Here is a 23,796-nt window from a genome sequence, read left to right as displayed (position 1 = left end):
GTTCTCCCTGTAGCATGTGAATCAAACCTTGTCGGTGTAGTGGTGGGCGAGGGCGCCCAGATGAGCGCGGACATCGGCCCGCAAATAGGGTGCGACCAGCTGCATGACCTGAAAGACGCCGAGGGCGATATCGGCGTCCGCCTTGGGGTGCAGTGCCCGCTGGTAAGAGATCCAGAATGTGCCCACCAGCGCCACATTGGCTGCCAGCGTGCGCATCTGTTGCGTCGTGCCCTCCATCAGCCCGACCGTTTGCAGATGGTTGCAAATGGCGATGGCGGTCTGCTCCTTGCGGCGCAGCAGGGCGGAAAAGCGCTGTTCCACCTGATGATAACCACTCATCAGGGTCGCGATATCGTAGTAGAGGAAACGGTACTGCCAGATGGCTTCAAACATCAGGTGGAGGAAGAGCCAGATATCTTCGGGCTCATCGGACGGGGAGCTGACCGCCTCCAGCAGGCGATCCATCTGCTGTTCAAATTCGCAGAACAGGGCGTTGACGATCTCCTCCTTGTTGTGGAAGTGGTAGTAGAGATTGCCCTGGCTGATCTCCATCTCGGCCGCAATAGCCGAGGTGGTGACGCTGGGTTCCCCTTGTCGATTGAAGCAGGCGAGGGCAGTGGTCAGGATCCGCTCCCGGGTACGACGTTTGGGTTTGCGATCCATGCTACTCCTTTGGTGATGAACGGCGCACGCCGTGGCGATAGCGTTTGGCAAGCCAGTGCTGCAACTGCTCCAGCGACTTGTCGAGGGCGGCGACCGAGCCAATGCCGGGGGCCAGCAGGGTGCGATCTTCATCGGCCAGCGCGGCCAGATTGAGCTCGAGGCCATGCTTGGCCAGCACCGGCGCCAGCTCGTCACGACGCAGCCAGAGATCGCGGCGGGTATGCTGGTAAGCGTGCTCGCAGAGGCGGCGACGATCCCGGTAACTGAACACATTGGTGAAGAACATCTCGCCATCGGCAGAAGAGGGCTCAAACAGCAGGGCGTCGGCGTCGGGATATTGGTGCTTGTAGCGATCCATCCCCACATGCATGCGGGAGTGGATGATGGCGCGAAAAGTCTGGGCCAGCACCACCGGCAGACCGCTGTCCACCAGATTGGTCGGGGTGCCGTCGGCCATGTCCGCATCATAGGGCACCAGCGGATTGATGCAGAACACCAGATCCGCTCCCTCTTCCAGCGCTACCGAAGCGTGCAGAGTCTTGATCAGCGCCCCGTCCACATAGTAACGCCCGTTAATCAATGAAGGGGGAAAGAGGCCGGGCAGGGCGGCCGACGCCTGTACCGCCGCCGAGATGGGCACGTCATCGAGCCCTGGGCTGCCGAAGGCAACCGGATGACCGGTGTCGAGTTCGGTGGCTACCACAAACAGTCGACTGCGCAGCTGGCGGAAATCGTTGCTGCGGCCGGGGCGAGAAAAAAACTGGGTCAGGGTGCGATCCACCCCGCGATTGTCGAACAGTCCGGTCGGAATGGCCTTGGAGAGTCCCTGCAGCGATTCAAACAGGCTGCGCTTCCAGGGCGCCGCCAGATAGTAGGTCAGGCTCTGCCACGCCAGTGGCGGGATCGAGGTCAGGCGGTCGGCATATTCACGAAAAGCGGGTCGCAGCAAGGTGGCCGGGTCAAACATCTCCCCCGAATCATCGCTGAGCAGGATCCGCACCAGCTTTGCCGGCGAGATGCCGTTGGCCAGCGCCGACGCCACCACGGCCCCCGAACTGACGCCAACATAAATATCGGCATGGTCAAGGCGCAAGCCGTTGATGCTGTCAGAGAGGGCTGCGCAGGCACCGATCTCGTAGATGCCGCCGAGCGGCCCGCCGCCAGCAAGGGCAATTGCGATGGTACTCATAGCGTCGCCTCTCTATCCATGACATTCACCATGACAAGACCGGCCCAGCGCAGGGCATGGGCCGGTATCAATCACCTTCCGTCACCGCGAGGGATCAGGGCAGGACGCTCTCTGCTTTGGCCTTCACCTCTTTCACCGCATCTTCAGCGGCGGAAAGGAGATCGGCGGCCTGCTCAACCACGGCCTCTTTGGCCTTGGCTACCGGAGCCTTCTTTACCGGAGGCTTGCGGGCAACGGGCTTTTTGGCGGCAGCCGGTTTGGCTTCAGCGGCAGGGGCCTCCTCTTCCTGCGCATCCAGCAGTTGCTGGACCACGTCGGTCAGCTCGGCCATGCGCTTGGAGAGCTTGTCGATATCCTTGCGGGTCGGAATGCCGAGGCTGGCCACAGCGCGGGCCACGCGATCTTCAAAAACCTGCTCCAGACGGCCCCAGGTATTGGCGGTCTTGTCGGTCACAGCTGCAATCTTCTCATCTGCGCTCTGACGGGTTTTTGCTTGCAGCGCTTCACCTTCCTGCACCAGGGCTTCAAAGATCTTGCCACCCTCTTCCTGCGCCTTGGCATAGGCGCCCAGACCGGCCAACCAGATCTGCTGGGTAGACTCCTTGATGGTGGAGGTGAGTTGGTTGTCGGTCACTGACCCTGCCAGCGCTTTCAATTTCTTAGCCATGATCTTCTCCTTGAATAACGACTGTTAAATGTAATGGCGACAACGAAACTGCAATCGGGTTGTGGCATTACTGATTTTTCGACTTCAGTCTAGGGACAAAAAATAGAGGGTTCTACCTAATAACGGAACAGGCACACCACCGAAATTAGGGTTTGCTCACGAACCGACAATCAAATTGCAGATTCCCATATGAATCGTGATATATCTAACAACCTAGTAACACCCTAATCAGTAGCAGGATTCTCTTTATGAACTATTTCATTACTGGCGGTAGTGGTTTTATCGGGCGTCGATTGATCAAAAAGTTATTCCAACAGCATCCCGACTGTACCGTCTATTTTCTGATGCGCGCCTCTCATCAGGAGAAATTGCCAGAGCTGTTCTCATTCTGGAATGTGGATGAATCGCGCGCAGTCCCGGTTTTTGGCGACATGACACAACCGCTGCTGGGGGTATCGGTCGAGATGCAGGAGCAGTTGATCGGCAAGATCGACCACTTCTTCCATCTGGCTGCCATCTATGATCTCAACGCCAAGGCGGGGATCCAGCAGCAGGTCAACACCGAAGGGACCCGTCAGGCTGTTCAACTTGCCGAGCGGCTGGGGGCGGGGCAGTTCCACCACTGCAGCTCCATCGCTGCAGCGGGCCTGTTTGACGGTCTGTTTCGCGAGGACATGTTCGATGAGGCCGAACACCTCGACATGCCTTACTTCCAGACCAAGCACGAAGCGGAAGGGATTGTGCGAAACGAGTGCACAGTTCCGTGGCGAGTCTATCGACCGGGGATCGTTGTCGGTGACTCCAATACCGGCGAGATGGACAAGATCGACGGCCCTTACTACTTCTTCAAGACCATTCAGAAGCTGCGCCGTCTGCTGCCGCCCTGGATGCCAGCCATCGGGGTTGAGGGCGGGCGCATCAATATCGTGCCGGTCAACTTCGTGGTCGATGCCATGGTGCATATCGCCCATCAAGAGGGCGAGGAGAACAAGACCTTCCACCTGACCGACCCCAACCCGATGCGGGTCGGCGACATGCTGAGCACCTTCTCCCGCGCCGCCCATGCGCCGGAGCCTGCGATCCGCATCAATGCCTCTCTCTTTAATTTCATTCCCCGCCACCTGACCGCCATGCTGATGACCATGGCGCCGGTGCGCCGCATCCGCGATGCCGCCATCGCCGATCTGGGTCTGCCCAAGGATGTGTTCCGCCTTATCAGTTATCCCACCCGTTTCGACAGTCGCGAAACCCAGCGAGTACTGAAAGGGACCGGTATCGAAGTGCCACCACTGCACAGCTACGCCTGGCGGCTGTGGGATTACTGGGAGCGTCACCTCGACCCGGAGCTCTTCATCGATCGCTCCTTGCGTGGTCGGGTAGAGGGCAAGGTGGTGCTGGTGACCGGGGCCACCTCCGGCATTGGCCGAGCAACCGCACGCAAGCTGGCGGGGGCAGGGGCCAACGTCGTTACCATCGCGCGCGACGAGCAGAAGATTGCCGAGACTAAAGCTGAGTTTGCCGAGCTGGGGCTGACCATCGAGATCTATCAGGGGGATCTCGCCAATCTGGCGCAAGCCGAGGAGATCACCGCTCGCATCGTGGCCGATCACGGCGGCGTCGATATTCTGGTCAACAATGCCGGCCGCTCCATCCGCCGCTCCATCGAGGACTCCTTCGATCGCTTCCACGATCTGGAGCGCACCATGCAGCTCAACTACTTCGGCGCACTCAAGGTGATCATGGGGGTGCTGCCCACCATGATTGAGAAGAAAAAAGGGCACATCATCAACATCTCCTCCATCGGGGTGTTGACCAATGCGCCGCGCTTCTCCGCCTATGTTGCCTCCAAGTCGGCCCTCGATGCCTGGGTGCGTACCGCCGCCTCCGAGTTTGCCGATAAGGGGGTCAGCTTCTCCATCATCAATATGCCGCTGGTGAAAACGCCGATGGTAGCGCCGACCAAGGTCTATGAGCAGGTACCTATGATGACGCCGGAAGAGGCGGCCGATCTGGTGTGCGATACCATCATCAACAAGCATGTGCGACTGGCCACTCGCCTCGGGGTGTTTGGTCAGGTGGTTCACGCTCTGGCACCGCGCGTCGCCCAGGTCATCATGAACACCAGCTTCCGCACCTTTGCCGATCCCAAGGATGGCGACAAATCCAAGGCCACCGCCGATCAGGTTGCCGTCTCGACCCTGATCAAGGGGATACACTTCTAACCGGATGATGGGATAAAGAGATCAACAGGGGCCTGAGCAATCAGGCCCCTGTTTTATTTGGAATAACAGTTGAAGGACGAATAAGGAGGGTCAGACTCGGGACAACAACTCAAGCAGCAGATCTGTCGTGCGAGGGGAGTAGAGCAGAGAGAGATGGCCAATGGCGGGCAACTCGATATCTTCCATTCCCGCCAATCGTTGCCGCTCCTGCGGCATCACCACATTGTCGTGACTGGTGCGCACCGAGATGCCGGGCACGCAAAGCGGCACCGAAGCAAAACGCTGCAACCAGCCGGAACCGGGTTCCATCTCGCGGGCATTGGCCCCAAGCCCAAGGGCGGCCAACTGACTGCCCTGATGAGGCGTAGCCAGAGTGATCAGGCGTGCGACCTTGTCACCACCATGGATAGCCAGATAGTCGCGGCAGACCAGCCCACCCATGCTGTGACCGACCAGCACCAGCTTGTCAGCCCCGGTTTGCGCGAGCACATCGTCAATTCGCTTGGCCAGTAGCGGCACCATCTCATCGATATGACCAAATGGTGGCATCAAGGTAATGGTGGCGACCACATGGCCTGCGGTCTCCAGTCGGGTGCGCTGGGTACGCCAGATCCCGCGACTGCAACCGTAACCATGCACCAACAATACGGGGCGCTGGCATGGCCGCAGCCGATCGGGTGCCATCAGCAAAGGCTCGAACGGCAACAGCAAGGTGAAGGTGTAGAGGTAGGCCAGCATCTCCTGCGCCATCATCTTCACCCTGCGCCAAGGGCCGATAGCCGGGGAGGGGTAGAAGCGGGTAAACAGCCAGCTGCCGAGCACCACCAGACAACGCAACCCAAGCAGGGCAAACACCACAAACAGCAGGGTCAGCAACCAGGGGAGTCCCACGACCAAATGGGCGATACTCCCGAGGAGCAGCGCCTCTACCATCAGCAGAATAAACAGGTGTCGTACGATCGTCATAAGGCCATGATCCGACCAGTCTGGCGTGGAAGTCAAATGACACTTTGAGACAGCTTGATCCAGCGCGGCTTTTGTCGCTAAACCCCGGCGAACTCTTTTCCGGTGAGGTTATTTGCAATACTGTATATCCATACATATACTCTATCCATCATCACCAAGAGGAGACCATCATGGCTGTCGAGATCAAATATGTGGTTGTTCGTGGGGGAGTGGAAAAAATGACCTTTGCCAGCAAAAAAGAGGCCGATGCCTATGACAAGCTGCTGGATACGGCCGATGAGTTGATGACCCTGTTGGCTGGCGCCCCGATCGAGCTGGCACCAGAGCAGCAAGAGAGTCTGGCATTCTACCTGGCAGAACAGCGCGATGTGCTGCAAACCCTGCTGCGCGGCGGCAAGGTTCAGGCAGGCACGAAAGAGGAAGAGGCCCCAGCAGCCAAGCGCAAGGATAAGCCACTAAAGCAGGTGGCCTGATTGCACAGACCTGCTATTTCTCGGGATAAACAGCTCTCGGCATTCACTTTATTTGCATTTAAAACCATTTTCACAGCTATTTACCCCGAGAATTTTTTAACCATACTGCATATCCCATGCATAACTGAATAGCGTGCACCACTGAGCGACACCAGCCAGGTCTATGAGGAAATAATGAGCAAACAGTGGAGAGAACGTTATCCAGATCGCTCCCGGTTACCTTAATCAGCAACAACAAGAGGCAGTACCAACCCCAATTGAAGCCGCATTCATCTATCACGAGCCCTTTTCTAGCAACTCGGCTCACAGGCTCATATCGACTCATCTCATCATCAACAAGCAACACCATGACTCAACAACCATTATCCTTGCCGCCAGCCATGCCGCTGTTTGACAGCCTTATCTATCTGGAAGCTGGTAATCCGCAGGTCAATCAGTACCTTGCCAACCTCAGCCTCAATGATGTGCCCGATGCCGGGCTGGTTTACGAACTGGCGGTTGATTGGCTGCTGGAGCAGCGCAACAGCGAAAACAACTACAAAACCTATCGCAGCGAACTGACCACTTTTTTACACTGGTGCTTTCGCGAGGCAGCCATCAGCCCGAAAGATCTCACTCGCCGCATCATGATCCGCTATCTCGACTACTGTCAGTCGCCCCCTGACGAGTTGATCGCCTACCGCAACGTGGCGCAGTTTGTCCTCGACAAGGAGTGGGGAGAGCGGTTGCCCAACCCGCAATGGCGACCGTTTCTCGGCAAGCGGGAGCTGGGCCGCACCTTGCCCTATCGCCTGAGCGAGCAGGCGATGAAGACCAAACTCGCCATCTTGTCGGCCTTCTTCCAGTTTCTGATCCAGGAGGAGTACATGGACAGGAATCCCGCTCTGCTGCTGCAGCGGGTCAAACGGCCGCAACAACAGGAGGCCGATGATCAGGTGCAGGCCTTCAGCGAGTTGCAGTGGTCATATGTGATGCAGGCCGCCGATACCCTTGCCAACGGCCATCCGGAGCAGCACGAGCGCAGCCGTTTTCTCACCATTCTGATGTACGCCTGCTATCTGCGGATCTCTGAAGTTGCAGCTCGGCCGGGCTTTACCCCTGTGATGGGGCAGTTCAGGCGGGATCGCAAAACCGGCGTCTGGGGCTACTTTATTCCGCAAAGCAAAGGGGGCAAACGGCGTACCGTAGCGGTATCCCAAGCACTGTTGGCGGCACTTGAACGCTACCGCCGCTTCCTCGGTCTCTCTCCCTTGCCGACACCGGATGAACAGACGCCACTGTTCGTTCGCCATAAAGCGGCAGCCCACGGCCGCGAGCAGGGGGAGATCAACGCCAACCTCGGCATTCGCCAGCTACGGGATTTGATCATGGTGATCATCGGTAAAGGGGCAGAATTGGCAGAGCAGGATGGATTTGCCCAGGATGCAGCCGAAATGCGGCAACTCTCTCCCCATGCGATCCGCCATACCGGGATCACCCATGACATCAACCTGCATGGGAGACCGCTTTCCCACGTACAAGCCGATGCAGGACATGACAGCATCGACACCACTTCGAAATACCTGCACACCAGCAACAGCGAACGACATGAGAGCGCGCAACAAAAACCGCTAGACAGATTGAGCCAACAAACGAGAGATAATCGTTCAAAGGGCGGGTGAGCATCGTGACCAAAAAAAGTGATTCATTAAGGTCTCATTCAAGCTGGTGCCGTTATTTTGTACTTCTCTGGATGGCAACCGGTTCAGGGAACAGCAGGGCTGTTAAGAACGAGCAGGTAGCCATCCGCGGGATCAATATTTATTCCGTATCAGAGAGAAAAATAACCAAATCGCTTGCTCAAACATCGAGACAACCCCCTATGCCGATAGACATCATCAAGAAGACCTACAAGATTGTCGGACAAGGCGATCTGATGGCGCAATTTACCCTTATCCCCTCAGGCACGTTGAATATCTGGTTTCCCGAAACAGGATTGCAGATGGAGGCACCCTGTAGCCAACTTCATTTTGCAAATGACACCCTGCTCTATACCAACGGCATGCACTACAGCCAGGCGAGAGCATTCTGGTCGTTAACACTTCACGCTGTCGATATGAATGAACTGAAGAGGCTAATCATGGATATGTGCAGCAATGCCCACATATCCCATCCGCGAACGCCCATGCCCAAACGCAAACATTGGCTAATAGCCTGATCAGCCGGATTGAAAGAACAAGACTAGTCTCGCAAAAGGCGGGTCTTTTTCATTCTCTCTGTAGAGTGCATTGAGGTCTAAAAAGGTGATTTGATGACTTATACGAATGGTCATCATCGTGGGCTACCGAAAACACTCAGGAGCCAAACACAACATAACGAAAATATATAAATGGTTACGTTAAATGCACCATTATAAAAGTCACGAAAACCAAGAGGGGAGGGAGCGCTTATTGCATCAAGGGCATTAATGATCCGGCACTGTTGTAAGTGTGAACTATTCAATACGGGAAATTTGCATTTTTAGCATTTTGAGTAAGGGCAGGGGATCTGTCCACCCATTAAGGCGACTACTTTAACCAGGTCAAGACAGCCTCTAATCGTGGACTCTTGTCTCAAGATGGGACATTTGTGGTTTCAGAATATCGACTAAGGGGAGGGGACATGGTCCCAAGACATGTTCGGGTACAGCTAAATGAGCAGTTGGTGAACTAGCCAATTCTATTGCCAACGCTATGGCACCAAGCACGATGCATTGCCTGCTTTAGGTGAGGTTCTTCTGCATTTGGCTGCAAGATATCAATATGGCACCAAGCACGATGCATTGCCTGCTTTAGGTGAGGTTCTTCTGCATTTGGCTGCAAGATATCAAGATGGTTCTTCATCATGGATCGCATTGACCGGAGTTGTGTCGCCGTAGTGGTTAAATTCACTCAATGTTATCTCTCACAGAGATGCCGATAAATGGGGTTATCGGCATAATTTGTAAAGACTCTGTTATTCTTGACCTTCAACATGTCTCACCCAGAAATGACCGAGATCATCAGCGTCCTGCAAACCGGCAGCGCCTGGCCTGTGGATGTGGTGCGGCGCATCAGCCCAGGGGAAATGTCCGACGAGCTCCATGCTGCACGCCGCGAGGTCGCGCCAATCGATCATGCCTGAGCCATCCAACCCGGTGAGCAATGTTTAGGGCTGGCCTATAGCACTAGCGTTCACCGACAGGCCACGGGCGCGGGCCTCCCGCAGGCAGCGCTGCCAAAAGTACCTGCCACTGGGCGAATCCCATTTAACCTGGTAACGACTGGATAGCCAACAAATCGCCTCCAGCGGCAGATGGGCAAAATCCTGTTGATGGGTGTACCAAAAGGCCCGCCAGTCGTGGATAACCGCCACACGGTTGACCAACTGCCAGCGGCAGATCCACAACGGGGTGTCCTTATGAATCAACACCAACGCACCGGCCAACGGGAACACGTCGAACCACAGCAACTGGTGGTCAACGGGCACACTGATATCTAGCTGCCGAAACCGATGGCGCCGCAGTGGTGTCAACAGATCGACACCGGCGGTAACGCATCCAGCAGGAGTCGATCCTGTGGGCGACGGCTGTGTTTCATCGAAAATAACTCCAAAACGTAGAAACCAATCACTGCGCATAATTCATGATTACGTTAAAGCCGCCGATGCCGTGCGTCCTGACAATGTTGTCAGATTCGAGCGGTACGCGAATAATGCGCAGGAATATAACAAAAAACTTTATCTTTCGATGGTTTGAGTGCGGTTTGAGTCCAGAGGAAACAGCGAAACTTTGTTTTGTTTCCGTGACAGAGGTCACACTATGGGACGAGGGAAAACCCATACCGCCTGTATGCAAACGAGTCATGAGGATGGCAGTTGGACGGGAGCTGCCAACCGTTTTTACCCGCTATTGGGATGGCTGGCGTATGTCCGGGCATCACTTAATCACCCCTGCTGGCACCTATCTTAGCCGCCAGCGTCTGGAAATCATCGAGTCGTTCGGGAGTGAAGACCTAAAGGCGCTGAAAGACAACGCGGCGCTGAGGCGTTTGCCTACCTCAGAACGCTGAAAGCCTTAAAAGCCGGTTAATTAAGGGATTGAGGGAGAAGTGATCCCCTCAATCCCCTGCTCAAGGGTATGTTGGGGTGGTGTAGTCAATCACTAAATCGGAACCCCACGAGTGGGGCCCCCACGATTTAGCGTTTGACTAGGTTAGTGCCATTGTGGATTGGCTTTGTAGAGCTTGTCAGTGAAGGTGCGGAGTGCTTTGAACTGTATCCACTCAACTGGTGCGCAGGAGTTCCAAGGCACTGGGAGGTCGAACAGGCGCTGAAGAAGCTGGAGCATGAAGAGATAGGAATAATCTGTATTGGTCGCTTTGGCCAACTTGAAATAGTTCTCCTCAAGCAGGTGTACGCCCTGACGACTACAACGAAGATCCCAAAACACCTCCCAAGCATCAGCAACAGGGTTTGACCTGGTGGCGGTCTTCGCAGGGGAGGAAAGAGGCAAATCAACCTGCTTGTGGCGATCGCCAGATTCTGGGGCAGGGGACGCAGTTGCGGGTTGCCCTGGCTGTTGGCGTGATACCTTCTCGATCATGGCGTGATGCCAAGCCAGATACCTGACTGCTAAGGCCGTGCGGCGCTCTATGGCCATTTGCCCATTCTCCATGCGCACAACGGTGTTGCGAGCAACGGCCAGCTCGTCAGCCATGCGCTGTTGTGACCACTCAAGGCGGGCGCGAATGTCTTTCAGTTCTGCGGCGCTCAAGCTCAAATCGTCCATGCTTCCTCCTTGTTTGTGCAACATCATGTTGCATACTTCGATTATAGTTTGAGCAGGCATAAATGCAACATCATGTTGCACTTTCTTTTCGAATGTCCGTGTTTTGGCTACGGGCTGGAGCAACGCTACACAGGACGCCGCGGATGTTGTTCAGCAAGACGCGCCAGCAGATCCATCGCCATCACGTCCGGCGGGGCTTGGTTTCGCAGAGGCCCGCAGTTACCCACCGCGCGCCCCCACTTCTCCACAGGCGAATACCCCTAGCCCCTGCAGTCACCCCTTAAGCAACAGGTTTTCTCCTCTTTTTTTTTGTTTTTCAAGAAGAAGGAATCACACCCCTCGGCGGTGGCTCAGGTGGAATGAACCCCCTACGCAGGCTTCGGGGGAGGCCTGCGGCCTGAGGGTTGATTGACTGTTCCATCTGGAGGTGTGTGTTAGAAAAACACGCCCCGAAGGGGCGAGGGGTTCAACTGCTGGGACTTCCCTCTTCGAGGGATCGGGGTATTGCCTGATGGATAAGTGGGGGCGCACCGTGGATAACTGCAAGTGCGAGGCATCTACTCAACCAAACCCCTCCGGACGTGCTGTCTCAGGAGTGGCGCATGCTGAACAACACCCACGCCGAGCGGGGACGCCAAGGGACGCGTTGGAGGGACGCGTCACACTTGGACGGGGTGAATTGCTACAAAGCCTTTTCAACTGATGAAGCAACGCCTGCGGTCAAACTATCCTTCTTGCCAGGCGGTATGGTGTTGCGCTCACGGATGAGCATGGTCACTTTGCCTTTGGTGATAACCAAGCCGTAGGACTTCATGACAACAGTCCAGCCCAACTGGGTGAGGTCTCCCGAACGCCATGTTGTTATGTTGTTGTCCTTGTCGTCCCACACCTCGATCCATGCATCAAGCAAATGGCCGTTGACGATGGTCTGAGAGGTCAGGACAGGCTTGCCGGATTCAAGGGTCTGAGTGAAGAGATCATCGACCTTGGGTTTCGGGGGCGGCTCCGGCCTTGGGGCTGGTTGCCCAGGTGAACTGGGTGATGCAACTTCATGTTGCTGTGCCTCCTGCTTGGCCAAGTCTTCGGCACCCGTCTTGCTGTTGAAATTGAGCATGGTATCGACGGCGAACCAGAGGCCACCGATGAACAGCAGGGCAGCAATGGGGAGCCCGTACTTGAACTTGGCGGACTTGAAGATGTTCGTCCGGTCATCTTCATAGACCCCCATCTCATTGTCTTCTGACGTGGTGCTGGCGTAGCTGCCGAAATACTTGGAGTCATACTGCCGAATGCCGCCTGTGAGCTTCTCGAACTCGATACGGCTACGCTGCCCGTCTGCCCTGAGGGAACCACTGTAGGCCGTCCAAGAGTAGCGTTTGGCTTGGCCTACGGCGTCGAGCTTCTTGAAGACAAACTTCTTGTCGATACGGTTACGCCACATGCTGTGTACGTCGTTGAGGTTCTGCCCCATCAACACGATATCAAGGCCACGGTGGCGGTGTTCTGTTATCAATTGGATGATCGGGTCAGGTAATTTCTGGCGACCAGACGGCCAGAAGTTCTGGCTCTCATCGATGATGACAAGGCTCTTGTCCCTAACGTGTTCGTGGATGGCCGGCACCTGTTCGCGGGTGATCTGCTTGAGCTGTTGTTGGCATTCCTCAAGCGTTATCTCGGCCAGCTCGGCTATCTTCTCGAAGTTCAGACCCTCGATATAGGCATCCACGGTGCGGCCGTCCTTAAGCCGCGGAATAATATGGGACACCAATGCTTCATAGCTTTTACCGGAGCCCGGCAATCCCTCGTGAAATATCAGCATGTTAAGACTCCATTTAACATAAATAATCGCGTCACGCAGTTATTACCACTGGAACAACGTTGCCACTTTACGCACAAGACGGAAGGCGACACCCATGGATATAAACAGGAAAGCCTGCGATATCCCCGACATATTCAGGAAGTAGACAACATCCGAAGGAATGTAGTTAAAAAGATCCTGCAAGCTGTATTGCAAGAAGTCCGGCATAGGGATACTCGATATAACGAACCGTATCCCCTCCAATAACTTTTCCAGCGTGGTCAGCAGGATATCCTCGAACCACTGGAATATGGCCTGAAAGAACTTCACCACCCACATGATGAAGCTCTCAATCATATCCTTGAGCCAGTTCCTGAAAGAATTAAGCAATTCCATGGGTTGCATCCTTAGTCCAGCAGGGCAATTCTAAACGCGGCATAAAGCCCTAATAGCTTCACGCACAGCGCGATTATCTCGAATATCTTTTGCAGGTCGGCATTACAGAACACATCAAACACCAGACTTCCGCCGCCTACGCCGCCAATATCCGGCACGTCGATACTGAACTGAGGACAGGTGCCCGCGCCCATATCGACCTTGAAGAAGTCACCTATGGACGAGAACAGCGGCAACTGATTCATGGCTGTAACATGATGTTGCATAACGGTGCCGTAGTTACGTTGGCCCCAGTCGTTGGGATTGGGGTTAACTGAGTTCGGGTCGGTCTTGATGTTGGTATCGCCCGGGGGGAGGGGCTCTTGGCCTTCTCCCTCGTCACCCTTCTCGATGGCGTCTTTGATGGCGTCCAACTTGGTGCCGAGCTGGGCGTTACCGTCCTTGATGGCGTTGGCCGTCTGTATCTGGCCCATGCTGGCCCCTGCGCTGCCCTGTGAACTGGCGAGCTGGGACTCATAGATCTGTTTCTGGATATCCTTGCCGACCTCTTGAATCACCTTCCCCATCGCGGCGTTCTGCTCGGATGTAGCCTTGATCTCTTTGTTGCTGGTCTCGGCTATCTTGTTGACGACATCGTTAAGCGTGGCCGTGCCCGTTGCGCCTGACGTGGTGTTACCGAGGGCATCGCTGACAGCGCCATCAAGGTTGTTCTGGGCGTTGTTTGATGAGTCTGATGAACCTGGGGGAGTGACTGGGGTATCTACACCCGCTGTTGATGAATCTTCGGCATTACCGTTTGTCTGTATCGGGCAGTTTTCGCCTGTGAACTGAATGACACCCGTCCAGATATTGGGGTTTGAGCCAAGGTTGATAGCACCGCCGACAGACTTAACCGAACATTGGCCATAACAGGTAATTTTGACCGAACCGAAATTGCTTGTGAAATAGCTGACTGGCTCTTCGGCTGTGCCATAGGTATTACCAGCGATGCCTTCACATATGGGGCGACAAAACTCTTTGCCTGTTATTGCGTTGGTGTCTTTGACTGAACCTAGCAAACACTGAAGAGGTTTCTTTTCACAAACAGTGCCGTTGCTTGTGACTTTAGGGCCAAAGGTGAATTCTGGTTTGCCATCTGGAGGGCAGTAATAACCATCAGAAACGGAAGTAGCTACAAATCTACCCATAAAAACAAATGAACCCGTGGTGGATACATAGCCGATATTCCAAGATTTATCCTTGTCATACACTGATATAACATTTCTAGAGCCAGAGCCCTTGGTATAAACAACACACTCCTCGACAGATATATCTGATTTAAGGGGAAGCCCCGTTGGATAACAGGTACCCAATGAAGGGACTGGTTTTTTAGGCGCTGCAACCCATTCCGCAGCGTGGGCATAATTACCGATGGCCAACGTGAGCATTCCCAGCGCGATGGCGCCGAACACGATATAAAAGGCCCACTTGAACAGGCGGAAGATGAGCTTAAAGAAATTCAGCGGGTTGATGCAGTACATCAATGCCTTGAGGGTCTTGTTGGTTATCCAGCGCCAGTTAATGGCGCGAATTGTTTCCCGATATGATCGCATATGCCAGCACCAACCCTGTGATGAACATTATGGGAGCCCAAATCATGGCGTCCTCTCCAATGAAAAAGGGGCAGCGATGGCCGCCCCTTGTGGTTGCAACATGATGTTACTTGCTGCCTGCGAGGCCTTGAATTTTACGCCAGCCCCAGATGGCCGCAGCCAAACCCGCCTTGGCCAGACCGACAGCAGCCACGAACCCGAGCAGGGCAGTAACGGCAGCCAGAACGGCAGTTTGAACACCGGTAACATCCAAACCACCTTCGGCATGGGCGACACCAGCGGCCAGCAGCATGGAGGCGATGATGGTCATCTTCGGGGCATTACGGATCATGTTATTCATGTGACTTTCCTTATCTCATTCCAGTGATTGAGCGCAATCTGGCCCATGCCCAAGCGGCGTAGTACACAGATATGACACCCGTACAAGAGGCGGCCAGAATGGCCCCCAAAGCTCCATAGCCCACCGTCGCGGGGTCCAGCCAAGCGGCGATGGATGCTATGTCATGTTGCTCGACCAGATACGCGCCTTGGCACTGGTCAAGCGCCACATTGGCGACTTGCAAGAAGCCGTCAGCAGTTACCTGGACGCAGCGCATTAGTTACCCTTCTTCTCAGGTGAGGGGAGAGCGAACAGGCGGAAGCCGTTGAAGGTCTTGTGCAGACCGCCGTTGCCCGCATAGCTGTTGTCCACGTATTCGAGTTGCAGGTTGACCTTGCGGCCTACAATGTTGGCCAGCTCGACGTGGTAGTTGGCTTTGACCTGATCTTCGCTCAGGCTGAACTCAATCACCGCCGTCGGCTTGGTGGTCATGAATTTCACGGTACCGATTTGCACATCGACCTCGTTGCGCTTACGGGTACTCAGAACGATGTCGTCGGCATCGAGGATGGTTCCTACAATTTCCATATTCGTTATCTCCGGTTGTTTGGTTTGGTAAAGACAGGACAGTTAATGACACGGGTCCAAGCCGCCGCCGAGCGGCTCGCACCCCTGAGGGGGCCCCGCGAGGCGCTCGTCGTCGGAAAACAGGAGCCATGCGCGGGACTGATAATCACAAATAGCCATCTGGCGGAGTGCCTCATACTCTTCGTACTCCATGTAGGCGTAAGCCTTCTCGTCGCGCATGACCTCGAACTGGTCGCGGACGCCCTCCATGGTCTTCCGGCAGGCCGCTTCCCATTTCTCCTTGGAGGTCACGAGCCATTCCTTGGCGCGGGTGAGCATGAAGATGTTCGCGTACATCAGCCCCATGGCGCGGGCGGGCGCATCGTCGCCGTACTGGGTCTTGCTGCGCGGGGTATGCAGGGCAACGCCGTCCTCGTCACACAGCAGTTTCATGGTCTCGGGGATGCCGTAGTGAACGCGCACGGTCTGGTCGTTGCGACGAACTTGAACGCCGCCCATGGCGCAACAGAACGCGGCCCAGTCTCCCGCGTCAGCGGCTTTGCGGACGTTTTCGAGCGCGAAGTGCTGCTCTTTGGTGAGTTGTTGGAACATAGGGTCTTCCATATCGAGTTCGTCGCGGATGGTGCGGAACTCGCGCCATGCAGTGACTGAGGGGCCGCCAATCTGTTGGAACTGGCGGATGCGGTTATCGGATTTCCACGCGTCAACGCGGGCGGCGGTGTCAACGGCCTTGGCTCGTTTTCCAGCTTCGTGGTCGAGGCCTACGGCAAAGCCGTCGATGTTCTTGGCCACGTACTTGGAGCAATAGCCCACAGCGGAGCCCTTGCGAGGGTCGATGAAGACCACTTTGAAGCGATGTTGCTTGGCGCCTGGCTCGTTGCCGGAGTCGGCCAGCATCTGGGCACGGCAAATGGCGATGTACTGTTTAGCCTGCTGGGTTGTCATGAACAACACAGCGTGCCAGTGGGGCGTACCATCGTGATGGGGCTCGGCGAACCGGAAACCGTACGGCTTTATTTCAGCCTCTCCGGCGCGCTTGCGGATGTTGTTCCAGCAGTTGGTCAGCCATGCTTGGGCGTCACGTACGGACGGGCGGCCCGCCTCGATCCATTTCTGGTTCTGCTGGCCGTTGCGGTGTACCGAGTGGAAACGGCTGGGACACGTAAAGGTGAGGAAGATTGCAACATGACGTTGCTCTTTGGCGCACTGCTCGAAGCCGGCCAAGCGGGTCATCAGCTCGGCACGACGGTTCTTGGGGTTGCTGACGCTGGCGTCTACGGCGTCTTTCATGCTTACCGCATCGAACACATCCTTTGCATTGTGTGCCACAAGTGCTGACAGGGTTTCGTCATTACGAGCGCGGCGGAAAGCCCGGCGAGCAACAGAGAGGTCGGTCGTATAAGCTGCCAGTCTTGCGCTGATAAGCCCGAATCGGCGAGCGGCGTCATAAAGGCGGCGAGATGAAACGCGGCGTACGACACGACGAACCCATTGAGCATCGGCCCAACGATTAAGCGTGGGATACGGGTCTTGCCTCTGCGACTGGGTGACTGTAGCCACCGGAGAAAGACCATAGTGATGGGCAAGCTCAAGAACAAGGCACAGGGCCACGTCATGAGCCCGAGTAGCAACCAAGCGGCCCACGTGTTCTGAAAAGCGTATGGAGAAAGTGTCAACAGACTCATCGTCAGCTGAAAAGCGGAACTCTCCAAGATCACCCCGTACGCAAAGAGAAGCATCAAGCTCAAGGGCTGCTGCATTAGCAGCTTGTATACCCAGTAGCGCATTACGCGATTGATAGACATGTGTGAACCACCCAGTGCAAGCAGGGTGACGCAGGATTACGCGCTCCCGCAGTTTGGCATCTTCGGCACCACCAATCGGCAGGGCCGCGAATTTGTCCGCTTGAGCCTCAGGGCTGAACGGGACGGGGTTGAAGGGCAGGGCAGGGATGGGCCGCTCAAGTGCTACAGTTGTGGCCTGATACCCATCTGAGTAAACACGGTGCAGAATGGCTACATCATCTTCGCAGAGGCCGCGCTCGTTCTGGAGCTTCTCCAGATACTCCTCGGGGGTCAGCTCGTCGGCAGTTTGCACCGGAGCAGACAGCAAGGAGAGGGGAGCCTTGGCCTTGCGGGAACCATCAAGGGAACGGCGAGCGGCGTAGGAAGTGAAGGATGCCATGGGAATTAAACCTCCCACTCGCCAGCAAGGCGAAGCTCATCTTCACGGCGCTGATACATATTCCGGTCATCAAAACTGATGTCGTATTTAAGGCCTGGAGTGAGAGAGCGAACGGTCATCTGATTAGAAAGCGGATAATCAGGCATGGTGCCGATAACACCATTTATCGGCGCCATGGCGGTGAGCAGCTGGACGCGCTCGGAGAAAGCGTCGAGCCATTCGAGCTGCTCTTCTACGGTGTGCTGGGGAAGATCATCATTCCACTCGGGGTCGAGCTGGATATCACCATCGAGAATCAACAGGTCAGAGCAAGCAGCGCAGCCAGCGCCGTTACACTCTTGGCACACGTGGTAAACCGGAACTTGTTGCTGTAGGGTCTGCGCTTCCATGTCGATACACCTAACTAACCTGTTGGATAGCTGGAGTGTTAACCAGCCAGATGGTTAGGTGCAAGTGCTGAAAAATAGTGCAAAATGGTTGTAGCAAACCAACGAGATAGCTAACAGGAGAAACTTTTATGGACTCTAAAACGCTGATGGAGGCCTACATGAGGGCCAAAAACTACAGCAAGTACAGCGAAGTGTGCCAAGACCTAGGTTTTAGCAGCGCATACATTGCAGACATCAACAACGGGCGAAAGCAATTCACTGATGAGACAGCAAAATTTCTCGCTGTTGGCGCTGGGCTGGATCCTTTGGAAGTCATCATTTCCCTAAACGCTGTCAGAGCCAAGACGCCAGAGATGCGGGCTACTTGGTATGACATCCTAAAAAAGTACTGCGCGGGCACGGGAGCCGCTCTGGCCGTGGCCTGCATGATGATGGGAAGCCTTAATTCAGAGCCTGTTACGACTGCGCATAATGTATATTATGTTAAATAAAGTGTCTTGTTTCCTGTCACCGCTTATTGAACTGTGTATAATGGCAACAATTGATCCTATCTTCGACCGGATGTCTTAAGTGGCTGAATTAACATCAGAACAATTAAAACCCGCTTTTGCGATTGAACAGTTCCCCAGGCTTTGTGAGCTTGAGCCCATCCCCTTTGCCGCTCTGCAACCCAGAGCAATCTCCGGTATCAAACGTCTGGCCAGTTTTGATGGTGATTGCCCGGTTATGCTGCTCAACGGTTTCCCCGGTGCCGATTATGAAGATGTGTGCCGCACTCTGATTGCCGACTCCAATGGTAAGGATGGCGATCTGTTCGACCTCTGCTATACCGAGAATCTCAACAACCCGTTCAAACCTATCTGGCTGCGACTGCAACCCGGTACTGGCGTTGAGTTTTGCGAAATGGTTGGCGAGCTACTCAAGTTGCTTAGCCACCATCTCGATGCCGAGCGAATCGTAACCCGCATCATGCGCAAGCAAAACAACGATCCAAAGATCGATGACTTTCTCTCGGATCTGGCGGCCCATGTGGCATTGGGACTGGAGTTTCAGCATCCGGTGCTGATCAACCTGCTTATTCATCACGAAGAGCAGGAAGCACCGGTAATTTACGGTCGTGATCTCAACTGGGATACCCTGTTTGGTTCCATCAACTATCAGACAGAACAGGGTTCTGTCTACGCGAATCAGCACTTGCTGGAACCAGGTTTGCTACGTCAGGCCAATGGTGGCTACCTTATTCTTCAACTGGATGAGCTGCTCGACCAGCCTCATCTTTGGTTTAAGCTCAAAAATGCTATGCAAAAAGGCGAGCTGGACTGGAACGCCTATCAGGAAGGCAAGACACTAACCCCCTTCTTTGCACCTGAAGCGACCCCCATCAAGCTCAAGCTGATCCTGGTGGGTGACCGACTGGACGTGGCTGAGTTCCAGATGCTGGATCGTGACATGTCAGAGCGTATATTCCTGCGCGCCGACCTAGTATCCGAAGTAAACATAGAGGAAGACCTGCAGGAGTTTCTGCAGTATCTGGCCTGGTTACGTGAACGCTGGAACTTGCTGGATTTCACACCGGCAGCCCTTGTCGCACTCTGTCGCCATGCCAGCAGACTCTGTGATCACCAGGAGTGGCTCTCTCTCTACGCGGTACAACTCTCCGCCATCATGCGGATGGCTGACAGTCTGGCACGGGAGCTGGAAGCGGAAGAGGTCACCGACGAGCACATTCGTGGTGCGCTGGAGGAGCAGGATTATCGCCTCAACTATCTGGTTGAGCAGTCCGATCAGGGGGTTATCGACGGCCAGATCCTGCTGCAGACTGATGGTGAAGAGATTGGCCAAATTAATGGTCTCTCCGTCATTCAGGTCTCCGGTCACCCATATGACTTTGGCGAACCGGTACGCCTGACCGCCACTGTTCACTTGGGTGATGGCGACGTGGCGGATATCGAGCGCAAGGCTGAACTGGCTGGCCATATTCATGCCAAGGCGATGATGATCATTCACGGCTACCTCTCCAACAAGTTCGGTGCCGAGAACCCCTCCCCTCTGTCGGCCAATCTGGTATTCGAGCAGTCTTACCACGAAATCGATGGCGACAGCGCATCCCTGACCGGCCTGTGTGCCCTGCTCTCTGCCCTCGCCCGCCAGCCTATCTATCAGCACTTTGCCGTGACCGGCGCGGTCGATCAGTTTGGCAATGTGCAGGCCGTTGGTGGTGTAAACGAGAAGATTGAAGGCTTCTTCCGGGTATGCAAGATCCACGGACTTACCGGCAAACAAGGGATTATTCTGCCAGGCACCAATGTGCAGCAGTTAAACCTTTCTGATGAAGTGATCGCAGCGGTCGAAGCAGGCCAGTTCCACATCCATCCGGTGGACCATGTTGAAGAGGCCATCGAGCTACTGACCGGTTGTGTGGCCGGTGAGCCTGATATGCCTGACACCTTGTTTGGCCGTATTCAGGAGCGTCTGGATGAACTGAACGGCACCACAGCAAAAGCCGGGCTACTACGCTCGCTGCTGGAGCGCTGGTTGGGCCGTTAATGAAGTGATCGGAGTTGTTTAGCTAACAACTGTACGCTAGATTGACGCAGCTTTATTCATTTGAAGGAAACTCAGTGTGACCGTAGACAATCCAACCATGGAAGCCCGCCTTTCCCTGTGCGAACAGGGCAAGAACTCTTTTACCCGTGAGGAGCTGCTGGCTTGCAGCCGTGGCGAACTGTTTGGTGAGGGTAACAGTCAGCTGCCCGCCCCCAACATGTTGATGATGGATCGCATCGTCAAGATTAATGACCACGGCGGCGAGCACGGCAAGGGAGAGATCCTCGCAGAGCTCGACATTACCCCTGATCTCTGGTTCTTCGATTGTCACTTCCCCGGCGATCCCGTGATGCCTGGCTGTCTCGGTCTGGACGCCATGTGGCAGCTGGTTGGCTTCTTCCTAGGCTGGAAAGGCGGTCCTGGCAAGGGTCGTGCTCTGGGCGTGGGTGAAGTGAAATTCACCGGCCAGATCCTGCCGACCGCCAAGAAAGTGACCTACAAGATCACCTTCAAGCGGGTCATCAACCGCAAGCTGGTGATGGGAATTGCTGATGGTGTGGTCGAAGTCGACGGCCGTCCGATCTACAGCGCCACCGACCTGAAAGTGGGCCTCTTCAAAGATACCACCGCATTCTGATCTCTCTGATTGGTGGTAAAACAGCATTAACGCAAAGGGGCCACAACGGCCCCTTTCCTTTTGTAATGAGTGATGAAGTACCTGCTACTTCATGAAGAGGCCTGAGCCCCGCCCTTCCATGGCGTCACGCCAACCACCAAGCCAATGCCCACGGGCATCCAGGCATTGATACGGACACGCTTCTTTCTGTTTGCCGACCACGCCAGCCTGATAACCACGAGCACGAGCTCTTTCCAGACGGTCCCGCTTCTGTCTCTTCATCATCTACGACCCTCTTCGTGGAACAAAAAAAGCGACCAAATTCTCATCGGTCGCTTTCATCTTTACTCCTGCGAGCGCACTCGGTCAAACAAAAACTTCCACCCTAACCGGGCTATGTGACACAAGGCACTGAACTGGATTAAGTTTTAATTACAGGGAACTTACTCCTGATTTTTGAGTCCTTCCAGCTCTTCCCAACGAGCAAATGCCTGCTCCAGCGCGGCTTCAGCGGCATTGAGCGCATCCAGTTTCGGCTGGGTTTTATCTGCCGGCAGCGAGAAGAACCCGGGCTGGTTGATCTCGCTTTGCAGCGCATCCAGCTCGGCTTCCAGCTGCTCAAGACGCGCCGGCAGACCATCCAGTTCAAGCTGTAGCTTGTAGGAGAGTTTTTTGCCTTTCTTCGGCGCTTCGCTCACTGTGGCTACCGGCTCGGGAGCCTTCACAGGCGTGCTCTTGGCCTGTTGCTGAGCACGCTGCTGCTCGCGGGTCGCAATCATGTCGGCATAGCCGCCCACGTAGTCGCTGATGCGGCCATCCCCCTCAAACAGCCAGCAACCGGTTACCGTATTGTCGATGAAGCGACGATCGTGACTGACCAGCAGCAGAGTGCCTGGATAGTCCGCCAGCAGCTCTTCCAGCAGCTCCAGAGTCTCGACGTCGAGGTCGTTGGTCGGTTCGTCGAGGATCAGCAGGTTGCTGGGTTTAAGGAACAGCTTGGCCAGCAGCAAACGGTTTTTCTCACCGCCAGAAAGCGCCTTGACCGGCGTTCTGGCCCTCTTGGGTTCAAACAGGAAGTCCTGCAGATAGCCGAGGATATGGCGGGAGCGACCGCGCACCATCACTTCCTGCTTGCCCTCCCCGACGTTGTCCACCACCGTCTGCTCGGGATCGAGCTGTTCACGGTACTGATCGAAGTAGGCCACTTCCAGATTGGTACCCTGACGCACCGAACCACGAGTGGCATCTAGCTGACCCAGCAGCAGCTTGATCAGGGTCGACTTGCCGCAACCGTTGGGGCCGACCAGCGCAATCTTGTCGCCACGCAGCACCTGCAGATCCAGCCCCTCGAACAGGGTGCGATCACCAAAGTCGAGTCCCAACCCTTCAGCTTCAAATACCAGCTTGCCGGAGCGGCTCGCCTCGTCGAGCTGCAGCTTGGCTTTGCCCTGCAGTTCGCGACGCTGGGTACGCTCCATGCGCATCGCCTTGAGGGCGCGCACTCGCCCCTCGTTACGGGTACGGCGCGCCTTGATCCCCTGGCGTACCCATACCTCCTCCTGCGCCAGCTTGCGATCGAACTCGGCATTTTTCAGCTCTTCGACCCGCAGCCACTCCTCTTTGCCCTGCTGGTACTCGTCATAGTTGCCGGGCCAGGAGGTGATCACGCCGCGATCCAGATCGATGATCCGGGTCGCCAGCTTGTGGATGAACTCACGGTCGTGGGAGATGAAAACGATGGCGCCACGGAAATCCTTGAGGAACTCTTCCAGCCAGTTGATGGCCTCGATATCCAGGTGGTTGGTCGGCTCATCGAGTAGCAGCAGATCGGGATCGCATGCCAGTGCACGGGCCAGCGCTACCTTACGCAGCCAGCCACCGGAGAGACTGTCGAGGGTCACGTCAGGATCAAGACCAAGCAGGGTCAGCACCTGATTGATGCGGGTCTCGTACTGCCAGCCATTCTGATAATCGAGCTGCTCCTGCAGCTGGCTCATCTTGCGAATGTTGGCATCGGACGGGTCACTCGCCAGCGCCATGGAGACGTGGTGATACTGCTTGAGCAGCTCACCGACTCCGGCCAGCCCTTCGGCGGCGTAATCAAACACGGTGAGCTCGCTCGAGGTGGGCGGATCCTGCTCAAGACGAGTCACTTTCAAGTCCTGCTGCAACACCAGACGGCCATCATCGAGGGGCAATTCACCGGCAATTACCTTCATCAGGGTGGACTTGCCCGCCCCGTTGCGGCCCACCAGACAGAGGCGCTCGCCTCGCTCTATGGTCAGCTCGGCCTTGTCGAGCAACGGAAAATCACTGAACGACAGACACGCGCCGTGCAATGTTAAAAGAGCCATGTTCGTTCCTTATCTCATATGAAAAAACGGGCAACAGACTGGGTCTG

At 55.5% G+C, this 23,796-nt stretch carries 24 protein-coding genes; 9 read left to right on the top strand and 15 right to left on the bottom strand.

Going from position 1 to position 23,796, the window contains the following annotated elements:
• Positions 1-21: 21 nt before the first annotated feature.
• From G5253_RS05750 to G5253_RS05740, 3 genes are all read right to left on the bottom strand, one after another.
• A complete protein-coding gene (locus G5253_RS05750; protein WP_266134648.1) occupies positions 22-663 on the bottom strand; it encodes a TetR/AcrR family transcriptional regulator in 642 nt (213 codons plus the stop codon).
• A 1-nt stretch (position 664) separates the two neighbouring features.
• Positions 665-1,852, bottom strand: a complete 1,188-nt coding sequence (locus tag G5253_RS05745; protein ID WP_113739550.1) for a patatin-like phospholipase family protein — start codon at positions 1,850-1,852, stop codon at positions 665-667.
• 94 nt (positions 1,853-1,946) lie between these two features.
• On the bottom strand, positions 1,947-2,519 hold the full coding sequence (locus G5253_RS05740) for a phasin family protein (RefSeq protein ID WP_139462516.1): 573 nt from the start codon (positions 2,517-2,519) through the stop codon (positions 1,947-1,949).
• A 248-nt stretch (positions 2,520-2,767) separates the two neighbouring features.
• On the opposite strand from G5253_RS05740, the gene G5253_RS05735 reads away from it, so the two are divergent.
• The gene (locus G5253_RS05735) at positions 2,768-4,741 is read left to right on the top strand and encodes an SDR family oxidoreductase (protein WP_266134647.1); all 1,974 of its coding nucleotides are present in this window, start codon (positions 2,768-2,770) and stop codon (positions 4,739-4,741) included.
• A 90-nt stretch (positions 4,742-4,831) separates the two neighbouring features.
• Here G5253_RS05735 and G5253_RS05730 read toward each other — a convergent pair whose 3' ends face one another.
• Positions 4,832-5,707 carry an esterase/lipase family protein gene (locus G5253_RS05730; RefSeq protein WP_266134646.1) on the bottom strand — a complete coding sequence of 292 codons (876 nt, stop codon included), beginning with the start codon at positions 5,705-5,707 and terminating at the stop codon, positions 4,832-4,834.
• Between the two features lie 170 nt (positions 5,708-5,877).
• On the opposite strand from G5253_RS05730, the gene G5253_RS05725 reads away from it, so the two are divergent.
• From G5253_RS05725 to G5253_RS05710, 4 genes are all read left to right on the top strand, one after another.
• Positions 5,878-6,180 (top strand): YebG family protein, encoded by a 303-nt coding sequence (locus tag G5253_RS05725; RefSeq protein ID WP_216953581.1) that lies wholly within the window; start codon positions 5,878-5,880, stop codon positions 6,178-6,180.
• 380 nt (positions 6,181-6,560) lie between these two features.
• Positions 6,561-7,841 (top strand): tyrosine-type recombinase/integrase, encoded by a 1,281-nt coding sequence (locus tag G5253_RS05720; RefSeq protein WP_266134709.1) that lies wholly within the window; start codon positions 6,561-6,563, stop codon positions 7,839-7,841.
• A 5-nt stretch (positions 7,842-7,846) separates the two neighbouring features.
• Positions 7,847-8,377 carry a hypothetical protein gene (locus G5253_RS05715; protein WP_266134645.1) on the top strand — a complete coding sequence of 177 codons (531 nt, stop codon included), beginning with the start codon at positions 7,847-7,849 and terminating at the stop codon, positions 8,375-8,377.
• Positions 8,378-9,171: 794 nt separating this feature from the next.
• On the top strand, positions 9,172-9,321 hold the full coding sequence (locus G5253_RS05710) for a hypothetical protein (RefSeq protein WP_216953579.1): 150 nt from the start codon (positions 9,172-9,174) through the stop codon (positions 9,319-9,321).
• A gap of 24 nt (positions 9,322-9,345) precedes the next feature.
• Here G5253_RS05710 and G5253_RS05705 read toward each other — a convergent pair whose 3' ends face one another.
• Positions 9,346-9,816 carry a hypothetical protein gene (locus G5253_RS05705; protein WP_266134644.1) on the bottom strand — a complete coding sequence of 157 codons (471 nt, stop codon included), beginning with the start codon at positions 9,814-9,816 and terminating at the stop codon, positions 9,346-9,348.
• A gap of 230 nt (positions 9,817-10,046) precedes the next feature.
• On the opposite strand from G5253_RS05705, the gene G5253_RS05700 reads away from it, so the two are divergent.
• Positions 10,047-10,247 (top strand): DUF3653 domain-containing protein, encoded by a 201-nt coding sequence (locus G5253_RS05700; RefSeq protein WP_236317073.1) that lies wholly within the window; start codon positions 10,047-10,049, stop codon positions 10,245-10,247.
• Positions 10,248-10,390: 143 nt separating this feature from the next.
• On the opposite strand, the gene G5253_RS05695 is transcribed toward G5253_RS05700, so the two are convergent.
• The 8 genes from G5253_RS05695 to G5253_RS05660 all read right to left on the bottom strand — a co-directional run bounded on the left by G5253_RS05695 (position 10,391) and on the right by G5253_RS05660 (position 18,232).
• Complete coding sequence (locus tag G5253_RS05695; protein WP_421202853.1) at positions 10,391-10,966, bottom strand: helix-turn-helix transcriptional regulator; 576 nt, start codon at positions 10,964-10,966, stop codon at positions 10,391-10,393.
• 682 nt (positions 10,967-11,648) lie between these two features.
• The gene (locus tag G5253_RS05690) at positions 11,649-12,785 is read right to left on the bottom strand and encodes a zonular occludens toxin family protein (RefSeq protein WP_421202852.1); all 1,137 of its coding nucleotides are present in this window, start codon (positions 12,783-12,785) and stop codon (positions 11,649-11,651) included.
• Positions 12,786-12,827: 42 nt separating this feature from the next.
• Positions 12,828-13,160 carry a DUF2523 family protein gene (locus G5253_RS05685; protein WP_421202850.1) on the bottom strand — a complete coding sequence of 111 codons (333 nt, stop codon included), beginning with the start codon at positions 13,158-13,160 and terminating at the stop codon, positions 12,828-12,830.
• An 11-nt stretch (positions 13,161-13,171) separates the two neighbouring features.
• Positions 13,172-14,752: a hypothetical protein gene (locus tag G5253_RS05680; RefSeq protein ID WP_421202848.1), complete on the bottom strand. Its 1,581-nt coding sequence runs from the start codon at positions 14,750-14,752 to the stop codon at positions 13,172-13,174.
• A 106-nt stretch (positions 14,753-14,858) separates the two neighbouring features.
• Entirely contained in the window at positions 14,859-15,092 is a 234-nt protein-coding gene (locus G5253_RS05675) for a hypothetical protein (RefSeq protein WP_421202846.1), read from the bottom strand.
• A gap of 255 nt (positions 15,093-15,347) precedes the next feature.
• Positions 15,348-15,659, bottom strand: a complete 312-nt coding sequence (locus tag G5253_RS05670) for a hypothetical protein (RefSeq protein WP_421202844.1) — start codon at positions 15,657-15,659, stop codon at positions 15,348-15,350.
• 42 nt (positions 15,660-15,701) lie between these two features.
• A complete protein-coding gene (locus G5253_RS05665; protein ID WP_421202842.1) occupies positions 15,702-17,843 on the bottom strand; it encodes a replication endonuclease in 2,142 nt (713 codons plus the stop codon).
• A 5-nt stretch (positions 17,844-17,848) separates the two neighbouring features.
• Positions 17,849-18,232, bottom strand: a complete 384-nt coding sequence (locus tag G5253_RS05660; protein WP_421202840.1) for a hypothetical protein — start codon at positions 18,230-18,232, stop codon at positions 17,849-17,851.
• Positions 18,233-18,360: 128 nt separating this feature from the next.
• Here G5253_RS05660 and G5253_RS05655 point away from each other — a divergent pair, with 128 nt between their 5' ends.
• The 3 genes from G5253_RS05655 (at position 18,361) to fabA (ending at position 21,416) form a co-directional block, all read left to right on the top strand.
• Positions 18,361-18,723 carry a DUF3693 domain-containing protein gene (locus tag G5253_RS05655; RefSeq protein WP_421202838.1) on the top strand — a complete coding sequence of 121 codons (363 nt, stop codon included), beginning with the start codon at positions 18,361-18,363 and terminating at the stop codon, positions 18,721-18,723.
• Positions 18,724-18,802: 79 nt separating this feature from the next.
• Positions 18,803-20,779 (top strand): Lon protease family protein, encoded by a 1,977-nt coding sequence (locus G5253_RS05650; protein ID WP_266134643.1) that lies wholly within the window; start codon positions 18,803-18,805, stop codon positions 20,777-20,779.
• Between the two features lie 97 nt (positions 20,780-20,876).
• On the top strand, positions 20,877-21,416 hold the full coding sequence (gene fabA / locus G5253_RS05645) for a 3-hydroxyacyl-[acyl-carrier-protein] dehydratase FabA (RefSeq protein ID WP_216954370.1): 540 nt from the start codon (positions 20,877-20,879) through the stop codon (positions 21,414-21,416).
• A gap of 84 nt (positions 21,417-21,500) precedes the next feature.
• Here fabA and rmf read toward each other — a convergent pair whose 3' ends face one another.
• Both rmf and G5253_RS05635 read right to left on the bottom strand, forming a co-directional pair.
• Positions 21,501-21,680, bottom strand: coding sequence for a ribosome modulation factor (gene rmf / locus G5253_RS05640; protein ID WP_005315693.1), 180 nt, complete (start codon positions 21,678-21,680; stop codon positions 21,501-21,503).
• A gap of 158 nt (positions 21,681-21,838) precedes the next feature.
• The gene (locus G5253_RS05635) at positions 21,839-23,749 is read right to left on the bottom strand and encodes an ABC transporter ATP-binding protein (protein WP_266134642.1); all 1,911 of its coding nucleotides are present in this window, start codon (positions 23,747-23,749) and stop codon (positions 21,839-21,841) included.
• Positions 23,750-23,796 lie beyond the last annotated feature (47 nt).

It is taken from the genome of Aeromonas sp. 602658, from assembly GCF_049173005.1.
Lineage (GTDB): Bacteria > Pseudomonadota > Gammaproteobacteria > Enterobacterales > Aeromonadaceae > Aeromonas > Aeromonas veronii_A.
This window is presented reverse-complemented; position numbering and strand designations above follow the sequence as displayed.

Excerpts from the sequence above, each read along its gene's own strand:
- G5253_RS05750 (WP_266134648.1), bottom strand. The coding sequence starts at position 663 with ATGGATCGCAAACCCAAACGTCGTACCCGGGAGCGGATCCTGACCACT.
- G5253_RS05745 (WP_113739550.1), bottom strand. The coding sequence starts at position 1,852 with ATGAGTACCATCGCAATTGCCCTTGCTGGCGGCGGGCCGCTCGGCGGC.
- G5253_RS05740 (WP_139462516.1), bottom strand. The coding sequence starts at position 2,519 with ATGGCTAAGAAATTGAAAGCGCTGGCAGGGTCAGTGACCGACAACCAA.
- G5253_RS05735 (WP_266134647.1), top strand. The coding sequence starts at position 2,768 with ATGAACTATTTCATTACTGGCGGTAGTGGTTTTATCGGGCGTCGATTG.
- G5253_RS05730 (WP_266134646.1), bottom strand. The coding sequence starts at position 5,707 with ATGACGATCGTACGACACCTGTTTATTCTGCTGATGGTAGAGGCGCTG.
- G5253_RS05725 (WP_216953581.1), top strand. The coding sequence starts at position 5,878 with ATGGCTGTCGAGATCAAATATGTGGTTGTTCGTGGGGGAGTGGAAAAA.
- G5253_RS05720 (WP_266134709.1), top strand. The coding sequence starts at position 6,561 with ATGCCGCTGTTTGACAGCCTTATCTATCTGGAAGCTGGTAATCCGCAG.
- G5253_RS05710 (WP_216953579.1), top strand. The coding sequence starts at position 9,172 with ATGTCTCACCCAGAAATGACCGAGATCATCAGCGTCCTGCAAACCGGC.
- G5253_RS05705 (WP_266134644.1), bottom strand. The coding sequence starts at position 9,816 with ATGCGCAGTGATTGGTTTCTACGTTTTGGAGTTATTTTCGATGAAACA.
- G5253_RS05700 (WP_236317073.1), top strand. The coding sequence starts at position 10,047 with ATGGCAGTTGGACGGGAGCTGCCAACCGTTTTTACCCGCTATTGGGAT.
- G5253_RS05695 (WP_421202853.1), bottom strand. The coding sequence starts at position 10,966 with ATGGACGATTTGAGCTTGAGCGCCGCAGAACTGAAAGACATTCGCGCC.
- G5253_RS05690 (WP_421202852.1), bottom strand. The coding sequence starts at position 12,785 with ATGCTGATATTTCACGAGGGATTGCCGGGCTCCGGTAAAAGCTATGAA.
- G5253_RS05685 (WP_421202850.1), bottom strand. The coding sequence starts at position 13,160 with ATGGAATTGCTTAATTCTTTCAGGAACTGGCTCAAGGATATGATTGAG.
- G5253_RS05680 (WP_421202848.1), bottom strand. The coding sequence starts at position 14,752 with ATGCGATCATATCGGGAAACAATTCGCGCCATTAACTGGCGCTGGATA.
- G5253_RS05675 (WP_421202846.1), bottom strand. The coding sequence starts at position 15,092 with ATGAATAACATGATCCGTAATGCCCCGAAGATGACCATCATCGCCTCC.
- G5253_RS05670 (WP_421202844.1), bottom strand. The coding sequence starts at position 15,659 with ATGGAAATTGTAGGAACCATCCTCGATGCCGACGACATCGTTCTGAGT.
- G5253_RS05665 (WP_421202842.1), bottom strand. The coding sequence starts at position 17,843 with ATGGCATCCTTCACTTCCTACGCCGCTCGCCGTTCCCTTGATGGTTCC.
- G5253_RS05660 (WP_421202840.1), bottom strand. The coding sequence starts at position 18,232 with ATGGAAGCGCAGACCCTACAGCAACAAGTTCCGGTTTACCACGTGTGC.
- G5253_RS05655 (WP_421202838.1), top strand. The coding sequence starts at position 18,361 with ATGGACTCTAAAACGCTGATGGAGGCCTACATGAGGGCCAAAAACTAC.
- fabA (WP_216954370.1), top strand. The coding sequence starts at position 20,877 with ATGGAAGCCCGCCTTTCCCTGTGCGAACAGGGCAAGAACTCTTTTACC.
- rmf (WP_005315693.1), bottom strand. The coding sequence starts at position 21,680 with ATGATGAAGAGACAGAAGCGGGACCGTCTGGAAAGAGCTCGTGCTCGT.
- G5253_RS05635 (WP_266134642.1), bottom strand. The coding sequence starts at position 23,749 with ATGGCTCTTTTAACATTGCACGGCGCGTGTCTGTCGTTCAGTGATTTT.